Below are 15,957 nucleotides of genomic sequence, written 5' to 3' on the forward strand. Positions count from 1 at the left end.
CCACTGACGGTTCTTGGAATCAGTCTAATCGCGGGGCCCGACTTCGCAATTGATTGATCTCCTCAATAAGACGCTCCGGCGGTGCGGCGAGCCGGTTGCCATGTGCAGCGCGGCTCGTGGCGACCATCCGATCCGTGGCGCGCACGGCGACCCGCGCCAGACGCAGCACCTGCTCGCCTTCCGCAGTCAACACGACACGGGCACGAGTACGGCCGAGCAACATGACGCCCAGGTATTCTTGGAGCTTGCGCAGTTGAATGCTCAACGTGGACTGGGTGACCGAGCAACGCTCGGCGGCGCGCGTGAAATTCAGGCACTAGGCCGGGGTACCGGAACGATCGGATGGATGTACCCCCCATCTGGTCGATGCCCTGGCAGACCAGTCGTCGCTGTTGCTTTGCGTCGACGCTACTACGATGACTCCGTGCGACCAATAGTGGGTAGTTGAAAGTAGTAAGTGGAGAGCATGCGGACTCGGACCACTCTCTTTTCCCCGCTACCCGCTACCCACTATCCACTGCTTCCGAGCTTCACCAGGGCCTCCCCCGTCACCCGGAATACTGTCCACTCCTCCATCGGCTGCGCGCCGAGGGCCTTGTAGAAGTCGATTGCGCGCTGATTCCAGTCGAGCACCGACCACTCGAGCCGGCCGTAATCGCGTTCGATGCAGATCCGCGCCAAGTGCCCGAGCAGCTGCGCGCCGTAGCCCTGTCCGCGAAATTTTGTCCGCACGAACAGATCCTCCAGATACAGGCCCGGTCGACCCAGAAATGTGGAGTAGCTCGGGAAGAACAGCGCGAAGCCGACGACCTCGCCGGCCAGCCGGCCGATGACGACTTCTGCTCCGGGGCGTGCCCCAAACAACGTAGCGCGCAGGCCTTCCTCTGTGGCCACCACTTCATGAGAGAGGCGCTCGAACTCCGCCAGCTGACGAATGAGCTCCAGGATGGTCGGTACGTCCGCCTCCGTGGCGGGCTGAATCTCAAACGACGTATTCAAGCGGGCACCCTCGGGTTGAGACCTGTCTTGCACCGTTAACCCGTTCCATATACTTTGGCCCTCGTAGCTAGAAGCGGGGCATCAGGGATCAAGATATTCTGAATAATACCTAGCCATGACCGAGCACTCGAAACTGCCACTGAATGCCCTGCGCGCCTTTGCAGCCGTAGCCGCGCACCTGAGCTTTACCGATGCTGCGAAGTCACTGCACGTGACGACAGCGGCCGTCAGCTCGCATATCAAATCGCTGGAAGAATTCCTCGAAACCCCCCTCTTCGTGCGTCACAGCCGTTCGGTGCGACTGACTCCACAGGGCGCGCGCCTGCTACCAGGCGTGCAGCGCGGCATGGGCGAACTCACCCGCGCCGTCGATCAGCTGCGCCAGGATCGCAGCAGCGGATTGCTGAACATCAGCCTGCTGGGCTCCTTCCTGCAGAAGTGGTTGCTGCCGCGGCTGAGTGATTTCTACCAGAAATCGCCGGACGTGGATCTGCGGTTCAACGCGAGCCGCGAGCTGGTCGATTTCATGCAGACCGATTTTCATGCCGCCGTGCGCTATGGCGGCGGCCAGTGGGAAAACCTGCGTGCCGAGAAAATGCTCGACGATTGGGTGTTTCCCGTGACGAGCCCGGCACTGTTCGCCAGTCTCGGGCCGATCAATACGCTGGCTGACCTGAACAAGTACAAGCTCCTGCACAGCGCCAGCGAACCGTGGACGGACTGGCTGCGGCGTGTCGGCGGCGATACGACTCGCGTCGAACGCGGCCCGGTGCTCGATGATTCGGCGTCGTTGCTCACGGCAGCCGAACAGGGCCATGGCATCGCTCTCGCCCGCTGGTCACTGGTTGCCGGCGATCTCGCCTCCGGCCGGCTCGTGCGCCCGTCCGCACAGAGCGTTCGTCAGCATAATTCGTACTACTTCGTCGCCCCGCCGCATCACTTCGAACTGCCCAAGGTGATCCGCTTCCGCGATTGGTTGCGCGATGTCTGCAACCAGTTCCCGCCGCCTGAAGGCGAACGCCTGGAGCCGGAGGGGAAGTAGGAAGAAAGCAGGAGAAGGAAGCTCTCCACGGGGGACACGGGGGACCACGGGGGCCGGAACCAAGACTGCTACCGGGCACTTTTCGCTGGCTTTCTCAGCGTCAACTACGAATTGCCGCGTAGTTGCGCTATCGAACTATCGTCGGGCTTGAGCCTGAGAATTGATTCTTACCCCGTGATCCCCGTGCCCCCGCGGAAATTCTTCCTTCTTCGCTGCCTTGACGCACAGCACCCAGCCCTGCATAACTGCGCGCCCTTTTTCGAACGAGATCATTCCACCAGTGACGGACAGCAGTTGGACGCAGCGCGATGCTGCCGTCGTTTGGCACGGCTTCACCCAGATGTCGTGCTACGCGGACAATGCACCGGTGATCGTCGAGCGCGGCGAGGGGCGGGAGCTGATCGACACCGCAGGACGGCGTTACCTCGATGCGATCTCTTCGCTGTGGGTGACGACGCTCGGTCATCGGGTTCCGGAGCTGGACGATGCGCTGCGCGAGCAGATCGATCGCGTCGCGCATTCGACCCTGCTCGGCAACGGCAATCGCATCGTCATCGAGTTTGCCGAGGCACTGGCACGCGTCGTTCCCGTGGACGGTGCGCACATCGCGTTCGCCTCGGACGGCGCGAGTTCGGTCGAGCAGGCGCTGAAGATCGCGTTTCAATACTGGACGAACCGCGGCATCGCGGACCGCACGGCCTACCTGGCCTTCGGCGATGCCTACCACGGCGACACGATCGGCTCTCTGTCGCTCGGTGCCGGCGGCTTCGGCACGCAGATCTTCGATCCCCTGCGCTTCCCCGTGCTGCGCGCACCGTCGTTCAGCGAACCCGGCGCGCTGCAGACTGCGGCACAGATGGTTCGCGCACACAAAGACGTGCTGGCAGCTGTCGTCGTCGAACCGCTGGTCCAGGGCGCGGCCGGCATGTTGAGCGCGCCGGCAGAATCCTTCCGGCATCTCGCGGATGCGTGCCGCGAAACGGGCGTGCTGCTGATCTGCGATGAAGTCGCCACCGGATTTGGACGGACCGGCACGCTGTTCGCGAGCGAACAATGCGGCTTGCGGCCCGATCTGATGTGTCTGGGCAAGGGCATCACCGGCGGCTATCTGCCAATGTCCGCGACCATCGCCAATCAGAAAGTATTCGACGCCTTTCTCGGACCGGACCTGAGCGAACGCACGCTCTATCACGGCCATTCCTACGGCGGAAATGCACTGGCGGCTGCCGTGGCGCTGCGTCATCTGCAGCTGCTGCAGTCGAGCTCGATTCTCGCCAATGTCCGCGAACGCTCGACACAGCTGCGCGACGCATTGGCGCCGCTGCAACAGCGCGCTGCGGTTCGCGACATCCGACTGATCGGGCTCATGGGCGCCGTCGAACTCGACACGGCGAACGATCCGTTGCTGGCGCGACGCGTCGGCGCTGCGATGGTCCGGCGGGGTGTTCTGAGCCGGTCGATGGGTCCGGTGCTTACGCTCGTGCCGCCACTCACCATCACGCCAGAGGAAATCGAGCGCATCGTCGCGACGCTCATCGCCGCGCTCGACGAGGTCGGTGCATGAGCTGGACCGCGTGGGCCGAAGCAGAACTGGATGCCATTCGTCGCGCCGATCGCTGGCGGGCGACCGTCGCTTTCGACAGCCGCGGCGTTGAGGGCACGCTGCGCGGACGCGATGTCATCGTGTTCTCGTCGAACGACTACCTGGGCCTGAGCCAACACCCGGCGGTAAAGCGGGCAGCGGCCGAAGCCGCGGAGCGATTCGGCGCGGGGGCCACCGCTTCGCGTCTTGTCGTCGGCACACGCAGTGTTCACGAGGAACTGGAGCGCGCCATCGCCGCATGGCAGCGCACCGAGCGTGCCCTGGTGTTTCCAAACGGCTTCGCGGCGAACCTCAGCGTACTGTCGGTGCTCGGCGGACCCGATGTCACCGTGCTGAGCGATGAACTCAATCATGCGTCGATCATCGATGGCTGTCGCCTGTCGAAGGCCACTCGAAAAATCTATCGACACGGCGATGCCGGACATCTGGAATCGCAGCTTACGGCCACCCCCGGACGCAAGCTCGTCGTCACTGACAGCGTGTTCTCGATGGACGGCGACGTGGCGCCTCTCGAAGCCATCGCCGCCCTGTGTGCACGTCATGACGCGCTGCTGGTGGTCGATGAAGCGCACGCGGCACTGGGGCCCGATCTCGCGGATCTGCCGTGCGAACTGCTGCGCGTCGGGACGCTGTCGAAAATGCTCGGCGCCCTGGGCGGCTGGGTGGCCGGATCACGCTCGCTGATCGAACTGTTGATCAATCGCGCCCGTCCGTTCATCTACACGACGGGTCTGTCACCCGCTGACACCGCAGCCGCGCTGGCAGCCTTGCAGATCTGTTGCAGCGAGGAAGGCGCACAGCTTCGCGCGCAGTTGCGACGCAACGTCGACATGATCGCACCGTCGCATCCATCGCCGATCATCCCGGTCATCCTGGGTGAGGATCGCGCCGCACTCGAGGCCGCCGAGTCGCTGTTGCAGCACGGCCTGTACGTGCCGGCGATCCGACCGCCAACCGTACCGCAAGGCACCGCCCGCCTGCGCATTGCTTTGTCGGCCGCTCACACCGAGCCGATGCTGCAGCGGCTGCGGGAGGCGCTGCAATCGTTGGGCATGCAGCGATGAATCGACCGCGACTGCTGATCGGCGTGCTCGGCACGCACACGGAAGTCGGCAAGACATGGGTTTCCTCACGCCTGCTGGCACATGCACGAGCCCAGGGCTTGCGAGTCGCGGCACGCAAGCCAGTGCAATCGTACGACACGAATCCCATCGTCACGGACGCACAGCAACTGGCTGAATCGACCGGCGAGCCGATCACTGTCGTCTGTCCGGAGCATCGCTGCTATCCGCTGGCACTCGCACCACCGATGGCCGCGGACTTACTGAAACGACCGCGCATTCTTCTGCAGGACATTGTCGACGAGATCCAGTGGCCCGCAGGCGTCGATATCGGCCTGGTGGAAACGGTCGGCGGCCTGCTGTCCCCGCTTGCTCACGACGGTGACAGCGTCGATCTCATCACGCGCTTGCAGCCCGACCGCATCGTGTTGGTTGCTGACGCGGGGCTCGGCACGTTGAACGCCGTGCGACTGTCGCTTGCCTGCCTCGCCCCACTGACCGCCACCGTGATGCTGAATCGTTTCGATGCCGGGAATGAATTACACCGGCTCAACCGGGCCTGGCTGACAGAGAAGTACGCGGCGAACGTTGTGACGACGATCGAGGAACTGGCGGCGCAGGTGCTCGCTGTTCGCTGACGAGTGTTCTCACGATAAATCGTAGCTGAGTCAGTCAGCTGTCGCGCACCGCGTGGGCCGCATGCCATCCTGACTTGGGAGTGCTGACTTGGGAGTGCTGACTTGGGAGTGCCAACTTGCGTTGCCCTTCCCGGTACGAGCCGGGTCCGCCAAGTCCCTCGCCCTATTCTTCCAGCCGCGAAGCGCGCTGCCGCAGTGGCCCCTTCAGACTTGTCGTAGATGTCCGACTGAAGTCGGACCTACAGAAAGACCACGCTGACCATCCTTGCTGACTCGTCACTCCCAAGCGTTGGCGTTATCGGCAAAATCCGTGCGCTGTGGACGCACGACGCAGAAGCGCTGGCCCGTTGGCGCCTCCAGGATCCACCACCGCAGGCCCTTCTCGACGCGCCTGGCTCCCAGGGCCTCCAGCCGTTTGACTTCGGCTTCGATGTCGTCCGTTTCGATATCCAGATGCAGCCGGCTCGGATGATCCACCTTCTGCACCTCGATATGCAGGCCGTCCTGCCCAGTGAGCATTTCGCGATATTTCTCCGGCGCGTGCTCGTCATCCAGCGGGCGCAGTGGATAGCCCAGCGCTGCACTCCAGAATGTCGAGGCCTGCTCCAGGTCCGGCGTGTTGCAGTCGATGATGAATCCGGCGAGGCGACTTTTGTGCATGGGAGAGAGGGGGCAACGACAGAAGTTGTTGACACGTTAACGCATGCCGATGACACCGGATGTCATGGTTGCCGCTCCGCGGCATTGGGATGTTCGCCGCGGCGCGTCCGGTTCATCGCATCCAGCAGGTCATGCACATCGTCGCGCGCGAATATCTCTGCCGTATTCAGCACGACCTTGCGTTGCCAGTTCGCGTGTTCCTTGTCGGTGCCTGGCACGTTGACCGGATCGATCATGCCGATGAGGTCTTCGATCTGCAGCATCGCGAAGTTCGCAGCCGACAGACCGAGGTACGCATGGATGCCGCGTGCGAGTGCCGCCGAATAAGGCGGCAGCGGATCGTGCGGCTGCCAATGCCACAGGCCCTCATGCACGAGTGCAGACATCATCGCCGGCAACTCGGCAGCGCGCACTTCCTGCACCGACTTCAGGATCGCCTCGCTCGGATACAGGTTCAGTTGCGCACGCAGCGCGATGTCGTGACTTTCCCACCAGCTGCGCAGCGTCGGCAGATCGTGGGTCGTCACAGTGGCCAGCGCATTCTTCACGTACCGTTCCGGCGCTTTGAACAGGCCTGCTTCCTGCTCGAACAACAGCACCTTGTAGTGGTTGAGTTCGTAGTGCTCCATAGCCACACGCACTTCATCCGGCACCGTGCCAAGGTCCTCGCCGATGACGGCACAGTGATGCCGCACGCTCTCCAGCGCCAGGATCGCGATCAGATCCCGCAGCGGATAGTGCACGTAGGTGCCGTGGGCCGAGATCATGCCGCGAGGCACCCACCACAGCCGGAACAGCGTCATCACATGGTCGAAGCGCAACGCAGCGACCGAGCGCATGTTGTTGCGGACCATGACGATGAAGGGCTCGTACTCCTGGTTCGCGAGCTCGAACGGATTCTGCGGCGGAATTCCCCAATCCTGACCTTTCAGTGCGAGCGCATCCGGCGGCGCACCGACGGAAGCCGATTGCAGATACAGATGACGATTGGCCCAGGTTTCCGAGCCGCCGGAATTCGCACCGACGGCAACATCGCCATAGAGTCCGATCGACATGCCACTCGTGCGTGCCAATGCCTGCGCACTCGCCAGTTGTTCTTCCGCCAGCCATTGCAGCCACAGAAAGTAGTCGACTTCCACCACCCGTTCGCGCGCGAAGCGATTGACGGCCGACGACGTCGGGTCGCTGTACTCCTCCGGCCAGCTCGGCCAGCCCCAGTACTGCGGCCCCTGACGACGAAAATCCGCATCGAGCGCATCGTAGATGGCATGCAGTTTCAGCGGCTCGCCGCGCGACTGGACGTAGGTGCGAAACGCGACCGCGCGTGGCGAATCGGTCTGCAGATGCTCCTTGCGGAAGTGCTCGTACAGCAGTCGCAGCATGTCGAACTTCGCACGCGCGACACCGGGATAGTCGACATTTGCCGGCGCACGCAGCCGCTGCAATTGCGTCTGGAATTCCTTGCTGGCAACTTTCGCGCGCGCCTCTGCGCACTCGGAGAACTCCGGCACGTCGGGCACGCTGATGTACAGCACGTTGAGAAACTGGCGGCTCGACGGACTATACGGACTGATGTGCGCGGGATCGGCGGGCATGAGCGCATGCAAGGGATTCAGTCCGACGAGCGTGCAGCCGAGCGGCGCTGCGAAGGTGATGAGTTCACGCAGATCGCGGAAATCGCCGACACCCCAGTTGTCGGCGGAGCGCAGCGAATACAACTGCACGGCAATGCCCCAGACCCGCTGTCCTTCCGCAATGATTGCCGGTTGATGACAATGCGGCGGCGTGACGATCAGGCGGGTCTGCGCATTCAGTCCCGTATCGAGAGTGACTGCGACCCGGTGATATCCCAGCGGCAGGTCGGCCGGAAGCTGTAACAGCACGCGGATAAAACTCCGGCCATCGAGGTCGCCGCGTTCCGCAACCTCGAGACCCTTGAGCTGCGCCGAACCTTCCGCGCGACTGCCGTCCTCGTGGGTCAACACCCACCTCAGCTGCGCCGCCTGCAGATCGACGGGAATCGCGATCGGCAGCCGCGGCGCTTCGCCTGCCGTACAAACGACCGCCGGCGGCGCCGCACGCATCCACCGCGATGTCTCGAAGGCATGAATCGCCGTATCGATGGATTGGTCGTCGCTGACCTCGACCCCGAGTCCCGACAGGATCGCGATGCGACTCGCCCGCGACACTTCGTGCAGCTCGCCCCGAAAGTCGTGGTACGAGCCGGCGATGCCGTAGAGCTTCGCAAGACGATCGAGCGGATCTTTCTTCATGGCACCTCTTTGCGGAGTCCACAGAACGGAGATGGTCTCCACGGGGGGCACGGGGCAACACCGGGTGAAGAATTCTCGACACTATCGGCAGCTCTTCAACCCCGTGTTACCCCGTGTTCCCGTGGAAACTGTTCCGCGGATCAGTTCAGCGAGAAACCGCTGCGCACGCTGAGCGGCGCATCGCCATCGGCCAGCAGCACGCAGGAATGAGCGGCGACGACGCAGTTCTCGCCCGCGGCAATGCGATTGCCGAGATCGTTGGCGCGCCAGCGCGCCGTGTCGAAGACGATCTGCCATACGGCATTCGTCACCGGTTCGGGCAACTTGAAATCGACGGGTTGGTCGCTGGTATTGCATAGAAACAGCAGATGGCCGTTCGGTGTTCCGTGCGGATCGGTGAATGCCTGCCCGATCAGCACACCGATGGCGCGTGCGTTCTGATCGTGCCAGTCGCTTGCGGTGAGCTCGTGACCCAGCGGATGCCGCCAGCTCACGTCCTTGTGTTCGCGGTCGACCTGTCGCGCGCCTTTCAGGAACGTGTCGCGGCGCAGGCCGGGAGCGCGTTGACGCAGCGTCAGCAGTTGCCGCACAAACGTGGTCAGCCAGCTGCGACGTCCGGCCAGATCCCAATCGATCCAGCTGATCTCGTTGTCCTGGCAGTAGGCATTGTTGTTACCGCGCTGCGTGCGACCGAATTCATCGCCCGCCTGCAGCATCGGCACACCCTGCGACAGCAGCACGGTGGCCAGCAGGTTGCGAACCTGCCGTTCGCGCAGCTCGATTACCTGCCCGTCTTCCGTCGGCCCTTCGATGCCGCAGTTCCAGCTCAGGTTGTGGTTGTGACCGTCGCGGTTGTCCTCGAGATTGGCCTCGTTGTGCTTCTCGTCGTAGGCGGTCGCGTCGTACAGAGTAAAGCCGTCGTGACAGGCGACGTAGTTGATGCTCGCAGTCGGCCGGCGTCCGGTGCTGCGAAACAGGTCGCTCGATCCGGCGAAGCGCTCGGCGAAATTGCCGAGAATGCCGGGGTTGCTGCGCCAGAAGCCGCGCATCGTGTCGCGGTACAGGTCGTTCCATTCGGCCCACTGTGGAGGGAAATGCCCGAGCTGATAGCCGTCCGGTCCGATATCCCAGGGCTCCGCGATGAGCTTCACGTAGCGCAATGACGCTTCCGCGGCCACTGCCTTGAAGAACGCGGCATCGGTACGAAAGCGTCCACTCTCGCGACCCAGCACCGCGGCGAGATCGAAGCGAAAGCCGTCGACATGCATCTCTTCGACCCAGTACTTGAGGCAATCGATGATGAGCTGCCGCGTCGCCGCGTGCTCGATGCCGATCGTATTGCCCGTGCCGGAACGATTCACGTAGTGACGCAGGTTCGTCGGTTCGAGCTTGTAGTAGGACGCGTTGTCGAGTCCGCGCAGGCTGAGCGTCGGGCCGCTTTCATTGCCCTCGGCCGTGTGATTGAACACGACGTCGAGAATTACTTCGATCCCGGCGGCGTGCAGCGCCTTCACCATCGTCTTGAATTCGGCGACGGGATCGGCGATCGCGTACTGGGGCGCGGGCGCGAACCATGCCAGCGAGTTGTAGCCCCAGTAGTTCACCAGCCCCTTGGCGCTCAGAAAGCGCTCCGGGACGAAGGCCTGTACCGGCAGCAGTTCGATGGCGGTGATCCCGAGGTGTTTGAGATAGGCCACGACATCCGGATTCGCGAGCCCCAGGTACGTACCGCGCTCCGGTTCGGCGACGCGTGGATGCAGTTTGGTGAATCCCTTGACGTGCGCCTCGTAAATGACGGTGTCACGCCACGGAATGGCAGGCGGCCGGTCCTCGCCCCAGTCGAACGCAGTGTCGATGACCCGCGCTTTCATATTGAACGGCGCGCTATCGACGGAATTCCATGTCTCCGGCATCGACGCATCGGCGGTGACAGTCGATCCCAGCAACCCATCATTCCAGGTGAAGTGCCCGGCGAGTGCACGCGCATAGGGATCCAGCGACAGCTTTGCACCGTTGTAACGCAGGCCATAGGTCGCATCGAACGGTCCGTAGGCGCGAAATCCGTAGATCACGCCCGCGACGCCATGAGGGGTCGGTAGAAAACCATGCCACACGTTCTCGCTGCGTTCCGGCAAGGGAATTCGCGCCAGCTCATGTTCGCCGCTGGCATCGAAGAGGCACAGCTCGACCTTTGCCGCACCACTGGAGTACACGGCGAAATTGATGCCTTCGGCGGTGAGCGTGGCGCCAAACGGTTGCGGCGAACCGGGCAGAAGAGTGACGTTGGAATATTCCATGCGTCGCAGTGTAACGCCTGAGATGTACTGTGTAAGCGCAGCGTGCTGCTTACGCGTGCTCTTCGTGCGTCACAGCTTGCGCGCCCACACTGTCATGGCAAGCGGCGGCAGATCCAGTGTGATTCGTGCCGGAAAATCCCGAAATGGTTCCGCCGACGCCACGACCTGCGTCTGCTGCGAGTAGCCCGAGCCACCGAACGCGGGTGAATCGCCGTCGAGGATCTTGCAATACTCGCCAGCCTGCGGCGCACCGAGCACGTAGCCGTTGCGCGGTACCGGCGTTGCATTGAAGACGATCAACAGCTGCGTGCCGCCTTCGCCCGGCAGGCGCTGACGCATGAAGGCGAACACGCTCTCGTCGCGATTGTCTGCTTCGAGCCAGCGGAACCCCTGCCAGTCGTGCTCGCTCGCGTGCAGTTCGGGATAGTCGCGGTAGAGACGGTTCAGCGCGCGATTCCAGTCCTGCAGCTGCCGATGATGCGGATGCTCGAGCGCGCCCCAGGCGAGATCCTCGTAGTCGCGCCACTCATGCCACTGGCCGAACTCGCCGCCCATGAACATGAGCTTCTTGCCGGGATGCGCCGCCTGGTAGCCGATCAGCAGACGATAGTTGGCGCATTTGCGCCATTCATCCCCCGGCATCTTGTCGAGCAGCGACCGCTTGCCGTGCACGACCTCGTCATGCGACAGCGGCAGGATGAAGTTCTCCGAGAACGCGTACATGAACGAGAACGTGATCAGGTTGTGCTCGTGACACCGGTGCAGCGGATCGAGCGTCATGTAGCGCAGGGTGTCGTTCATCCAGCCCATGTTCCATTTGAACCAGAAACCCAGGCCGCCCAGATGCACCGGCCGTGTGACGCCGGGAAACGAGCTCGACTCCTCGGCCATGGTCACGACGCCGGGAAAGTAGTGCCCCACTGTCCAGTTGAGCTGCTTCAGGAAATCGATGGCTTCCAGATTCTCGCGTCCACCGTACTGGTTCGGCAGCCATTCGCCGGGATTGCGCGCGTAGTCGAGATACAGCATCGAGGCGACCGCATCCACGCGCAGGCCATCGATGTGATATTCCTCGAGCCAGAACACGGCGTTCGACACCAGGAAGTTGCGTACTTCGTGGCGGCCATAGTTGAAGATCTTCGTGCCCCACTCGACGTGCTCGCCGCGACGGCTGTCCGCATGTTCGTACAGATGGGTGCCATCGAATTCCGCGAGACCGTGCGCGTCGCGCGGAAAATGCGCCGGCACCCAGTCGATGAACACGCCGATGCCGGCCTGGTGACAACGATCCACGAACCGCTTGAAGTCATGCGGCGAACCGTGACGCGCCGTCGGCGCGAAATGCCCGAGCACCTGGTAACCCCAGGACCCGTCGAACGGATGCTCGGCCACGCCGATCAGCTCGATGTGCGTATAGCCAAGATCCAGCACGTAGGGAATGAGCTGATCCGCAAGTTCGTCCCAGGTGAGGAAGGCAGGCTTGCGATGCCATGAACGGCGCCACGAACCGGGATGCACTTCGTAGATCGAAATCGGCGCGCGCTGCGGCTCCCATCGTGCGCGCGCCGCCACCCATGCGGCGTCGTTCCAGTCATATCCGGAAAGGTCCGCAACGACGGATGCATTCTCCGGACGCAGCTGCATCTGAAAGCCATAAGGGTCGGCCTTGAGCACACGCTGTCCCTGCTGCGTCGTGATGGCGAATTTGTACAGCGCACCCGGACCGAGGTTCGGCATGAACACCTGCCAGACGCCCGAATACTCGATGCGCTGCAGGGCCGTGGCCCGATCGTTCCAGTCGTTGAAATCGCCGACCAGGTGCACCTCACTGGCATTCGGCGCCCACACGGCGAAACGCGTGCCGCTCACGCCATCGACCACATCCGCATGCGCACCCAGCTTGCGATAGATGTGGTGGTGATTGCCCTCGCCGAAGAGGTGCAGATCGAGGGAGGAGATGGACATGAGGCGCTAGGTTGTAGGCTGTAGTTCTGTAGGAAGACTCAGATCACCGGCTTGATGCCCCAGATCTTGTCCGCGTACTCGCGAATGCTGCGGTCGCTGGAAAACGGCCCCATGCTGAGCGCGTTGATGAGGGCCTTGCGGGTCCACTCGTCGGTGTCGCGAAACAATGCATCGACGCGATCCTGTGCGGCCGCGTAGGTCTCGAAGTCCGCCAGCACCAGGAAGTGTTCGCCGTCGCTCATGATCCGATCGACCACGGTCGTCGAGTCCGCAATGTTGTTCGGCGTGAACAGGCCCGACTCCAGCGTGTCGATGGCACGCTTGAGCTCCGGATTGGAGTTCACGATGCTCGAAGGCGAATAGCCCTGTGCGCGTCGCGCGACGACTTCCTCGGCCGTCATGCCGAAGATGAAAATATTCTCTGCGCCCACGGCATCGCCGATCTCGATATTCGCGCCGTCGAGCGTACCGATCGTCAGCGCACCGTTCAGCGACAGCTTCATGTTGCCGGTGCCCGACGCTTCCATCCCTGCCGTGGAAATCTGCTCGGACAGATCGGCCGCGGGCATGATCTCCTGCGCCAGTGAGACATCGTAGTCCGGCAGGAAACACAGCTTCAGTTTGTCGCCGACGCGCGGATCGTTGTTGATGACGTGCGCGATATTGTTGATCAGCTTGATGACGGCCTTGGCCATCAGGTAGCCGGGCGCCGCCTTGCCGGCAATGATCACGACGCGCGGCACGATGTCGGGCGCTTCGTTGTTGATGATGCGCAGGTAGCGCACGACGACATACACGACGTTGAGCAGTTGCCGCTTGTACTCGTGAATGCGTTTCACCTGAACGTCGAACAGCGCATCGACATTCACCTGCTGGCTCAGCAGCAGTTCGATGGTTTTCGCCAGCCGCAGCTTGTTGTCGCGCTTGATGGCGCGAAAGCGCTGGCGGAAATCGGCATCGTCCACCGCCCACTTGAGGCGTTCGAGATCCTCGAGATCGTTCTCCCACGCCGAGCCCAGCTTCTCGGTGATCAGTGCTGCAAAACCCAGGTTGGCCTGCTTCAGCCAGCGACGCACGGCGATGCCGTTGGTCACGTTGATAAAGCGATCCGGCCACAGCTGCGCGAAGTCCGAGAAAATGGTCTCGCGCATCAGGCGCGAATGCAGCTTGGCAACGCCATTCACCCTGTGGCTGCCGACCACCGACAGATATGCCATGCGCACGCGCCGGTCGCCGTCTTCCGCGATCAGGGACATGCGCCGGCGACGATCCATGTCGTTCGGATACTTGGCGCTCACCGCCTCCAGAAAATCGCGATTGATCTGGTAGACGATCTGCAGATGACGCGGCAGCAGGCGCTCGAACATCTCGACCGGCCAGGTCTCCAGCGCTTCCGGCAGCAGCGTGTGATTCGTGTAGCCGCAGATGCGACGCGTCATCTGCCAGGCGCCGCTCCAGCCGATGTGATACTCGTCGACCAGCAGACGCATCAATTCGACGATCGCGAGCGCAGGGTGCGTGTCATTGAGCTGGATGGCGAAGGCGCGTTCGAGCTCGTCGATGCCACGGCCGTCCGCAAGATGCTGCGCCAGCATGTCCTGCAGCGACGCACTCACGCAGAAGTACTGCTGGCGGAAGCGCAGTTCCTTGCCCTGCGGCGTCGAATCGTCCGGATAGAGCACGCGCGACAGGTTCTTCGCGTCGATCTGCTCGGCTACGGCCGCTGCATAATTGCCGTGATTGAAATCCTCGATCTTGAACGGCTCCACCGCACGGCCCGACCACAGGCGCAGGTGATTGACGGCCGGACTGCGATTGCCGGGAATCAGGAGGTCGTACGCGACCGCCCAGACATCATGCGTATCCATCCATTCGCTCTGTACGCGTCCCTTGTCGTCGCGCATCGCACGACAGTGACCGCCGAAGCGCACGCGATATCGGATACCGCCGCGACCGCTTTCCCAGAAGTTGTGCATGCCCAGCCACGAACTGGCGACTTCGCGCTGCGCGCCGTCAGCGCCGATCACCTGCGTGAAGATGCCGTAGTCATAGCGGATACCGTAGCCGGTCGCCGCATAGCCGAGTGTCGCGAGCGAATCGAGAAAGCATGCCGCCAGCCGCCCCAGGCCGCCGTTACCGAGTCCGGGATCTTCTTCCTCCGCAGCGATTTCTTCGAGGCTGTGCCCGAAGCCCAGCAGCGCCTCGCGCACTTCATCGATGAGCCGATCATCGAACGACGACAGCGCATTGATGAGACTGCGCCCGAGCAGGAACTCCATCGACAGATAACAGACCCGCTTGACGTGCGCCTGGGTGACGCGCGTGCGCGTGGCGATCCAGCGCTCCGCCAGTTCTTCGCGAACGGCAATCGCCAGCGCATCGTAGAAATCGCGACGGCTCGCGCCCGCCGTAGATTTGCCGAGCGCACGCTCGAGCCGATCGACGATGGCGTCTTTGACTACGCCGGGGCGCAGAGTGATGGCGGATGGGAGAGAAGACATGGCGACCGGCTAACTGGCCAACTGGTCAGCTGGCCGACTGGCCAGATCAATACACAGAGCAATGAGCGCGTTCATGCAGCGGATATTTCCTCTCTGGCCAGTGACCAGCAGACCAGTTGACCGGTTGGCCAGTTAGCCAGTCAGCCAGTTAGCCAGTCAGCCAGTCAGCCAGTCAGCCAGTCGGCCTCTATTTCACTTCCACCACTCGCTCTTCCACGATCCGCCACGAGCTCTGCTCGCGGACCATCACGAGTTGTTTGCGCACGGAATTGGTTCCGAACTTCTGCACGAAGCTGGCCACGCGGCGATCCGGACCTTCCGGCTCGACCGTCAGGCTCTCTACCATCGATTCGGGCACCGGGCCGGTGGCGACCTGTTCGCGACGCTGCTCGAGCCAGGCGCTTGCGCCCGCTGTATCGGTGGGGGCGACGAAGCCGGTTGAATAGAGTGCGACGACCGCATCGCCTTCACGCGCTGCCCAGGCCTGGGCCCAGCTCGCGACGACTTCCTCGGGCGAACGTGCGACGGTGCCGCTCGAACGGAAATACGACGGCGCGGCGGCGAGACAGCCGCTGCCCGACGCCGCATTGCCGGACGACGCTGGTCCTTCGGGAATGGCCAACGCTGCCGACCGATCCGGCGAGCTCATCCCCTCCGGAACCCGCAGCGGCGCATTGTTGCGCGCCGCCAGGTAGGGCTCATCCGGATCGAGGCAATTACGGGAGGCTCCGCCGCATGCCGACAACACCAGGGCACCGAGCACCACCGGAACAAAGCGTCGAAAAGACAGCAACATCAGGATATTTCTCATGAAAAACCGGGAAAACCGTAGCCGGAGGGCCACCGGTTCGAGTGGCGCCTACCGTACCGGCAGCACGCGGGGATGGCAAGGCGCGGAACCAGGAGGTTTCACACAGA

The 15,957-nt window shown here is 62.9% G+C and carries 12 protein-coding genes; 4 read left to right on the top strand and 8 right to left on the bottom strand.

Annotation, left to right across the window (positions count from 1 at the left end):
• Positions 1 to 19 precede the first annotated feature (19 nt).
• Together VIZ63_RS03020 and VIZ63_RS03025 are read right to left on the bottom strand one after the other, a co-directional pair.
• Positions 20 to 313, bottom strand: coding sequence for a LysR family transcriptional regulator (locus VIZ63_RS03020; RefSeq protein ID WP_331608040.1), 294 nt, complete (start codon positions 311 to 313; stop codon positions 20 to 22).
• Between the two features lie 197 nt (positions 314 to 510).
• Complete coding sequence (locus VIZ63_RS03025; protein ID WP_331608020.1) at positions 511 to 999, bottom strand: GNAT family N-acetyltransferase; 489 nt, start codon at positions 997 to 999, stop codon at positions 511 to 513.
• Between the two features lie 115 nt (positions 1,000 to 1,114).
• Between VIZ63_RS03025 and gcvA the strand changes: the two genes are divergently transcribed.
• The 4 genes from gcvA to VIZ63_RS03045 all read left to right on the top strand — a co-directional run bounded on the left by gcvA (position 1,115) and on the right by VIZ63_RS03045 (position 5,343).
• Positions 1,115 to 2,041: a transcriptional regulator GcvA gene (gene gcvA, locus VIZ63_RS03030; protein ID WP_331608021.1), complete on the top strand. Its 927-nt coding sequence runs from the start codon at positions 1,115 to 1,117 to the stop codon at positions 2,039 to 2,041.
• Positions 2,042 to 2,321: 280 nt separating this feature from the next.
• Entirely contained in the window at positions 2,322 to 3,605 is a 1,284-nt protein-coding gene (gene bioA, locus VIZ63_RS03035) for an adenosylmethionine--8-amino-7-oxononanoate transaminase (RefSeq protein WP_331608022.1), read from the top strand.
• Positions 3,602 to 4,708 carry an 8-amino-7-oxononanoate synthase gene (locus VIZ63_RS03040; RefSeq protein WP_331608023.1) on the top strand — a complete coding sequence of 369 codons (1,107 nt, stop codon included), beginning with the start codon at positions 3,602 to 3,604 and terminating at the stop codon, positions 4,706 to 4,708. The genes bioA and VIZ63_RS03040 overlap by 4 nt, the downstream gene beginning before the upstream one ends.
• Positions 4,705 to 5,343, top strand: coding sequence for a dethiobiotin synthase (locus tag VIZ63_RS03045; RefSeq protein ID WP_331608024.1), 639 nt, complete (start codon positions 4,705 to 4,707; stop codon positions 5,341 to 5,343). Before VIZ63_RS03040 ends, VIZ63_RS03045 begins: the two co-directional genes overlap by 4 nt.
• Before the next feature lie 276 nt (positions 5,344 to 5,619).
• Here the strand turns inward: VIZ63_RS03045 and VIZ63_RS03050 are convergent, their stop codons facing one another.
• The 6 genes from VIZ63_RS03050 to VIZ63_RS03075 all read right to left on the bottom strand — a co-directional run bounded on the left by VIZ63_RS03050 (position 5,620) and on the right by VIZ63_RS03075 (position 15,835).
• Positions 5,620 to 6,003, bottom strand: coding sequence for a VOC family protein (locus tag VIZ63_RS03050; RefSeq protein WP_331608025.1), 384 nt, complete (start codon positions 6,001 to 6,003; stop codon positions 5,620 to 5,622).
• A 62-nt stretch (positions 6,004 to 6,065) separates the two neighbouring features.
• Positions 6,066 to 8,276, bottom strand: coding sequence for a 4-alpha-glucanotransferase (gene malQ, locus VIZ63_RS03055; protein WP_331608026.1), 2,211 nt, complete (start codon positions 8,274 to 8,276; stop codon positions 6,066 to 6,068).
• 140 nt (positions 8,277 to 8,416) lie between these two features.
• Positions 8,417 to 10,573 (bottom strand): glycogen debranching protein GlgX, encoded by a 2,157-nt coding sequence (gene glgX / locus VIZ63_RS03060; RefSeq protein ID WP_331608027.1) that lies wholly within the window; start codon positions 10,571 to 10,573, stop codon positions 8,417 to 8,419.
• Between the two features lie 69 nt (positions 10,574 to 10,642).
• Positions 10,643 to 12,538 carry a 1,4-alpha-glucan branching protein GlgB gene (glgB, locus tag VIZ63_RS03065; RefSeq protein WP_331608028.1) on the bottom strand — a complete coding sequence of 632 codons (1,896 nt, stop codon included), beginning with the start codon at positions 12,536 to 12,538 and terminating at the stop codon, positions 10,643 to 10,645.
• Positions 12,539 to 12,576: 38 nt separating this feature from the next.
• Positions 12,577 to 15,039, bottom strand: a complete 2,463-nt coding sequence (locus VIZ63_RS03070; RefSeq protein WP_331608029.1) for a glycogen/starch/alpha-glucan phosphorylase — start codon at positions 15,037 to 15,039, stop codon at positions 12,577 to 12,579.
• Between the two features lie 187 nt (positions 15,040 to 15,226).
• The gene (locus tag VIZ63_RS03075) at positions 15,227 to 15,835 is read right to left on the bottom strand and encodes a hypothetical protein (protein ID WP_331608030.1); all 609 of its coding nucleotides are present in this window, start codon (positions 15,833 to 15,835) and stop codon (positions 15,227 to 15,229) included.
• Positions 15,836 to 15,957: the final 122 nt, after the last annotated feature.

It is taken from the genome of Povalibacter sp. (genome assembly GCF_036520495.1).
In the GTDB taxonomy this organism is placed as follows: Bacteria; Pseudomonadota; Gammaproteobacteria; order Steroidobacterales; family Steroidobacteraceae; genus Steroidobacter.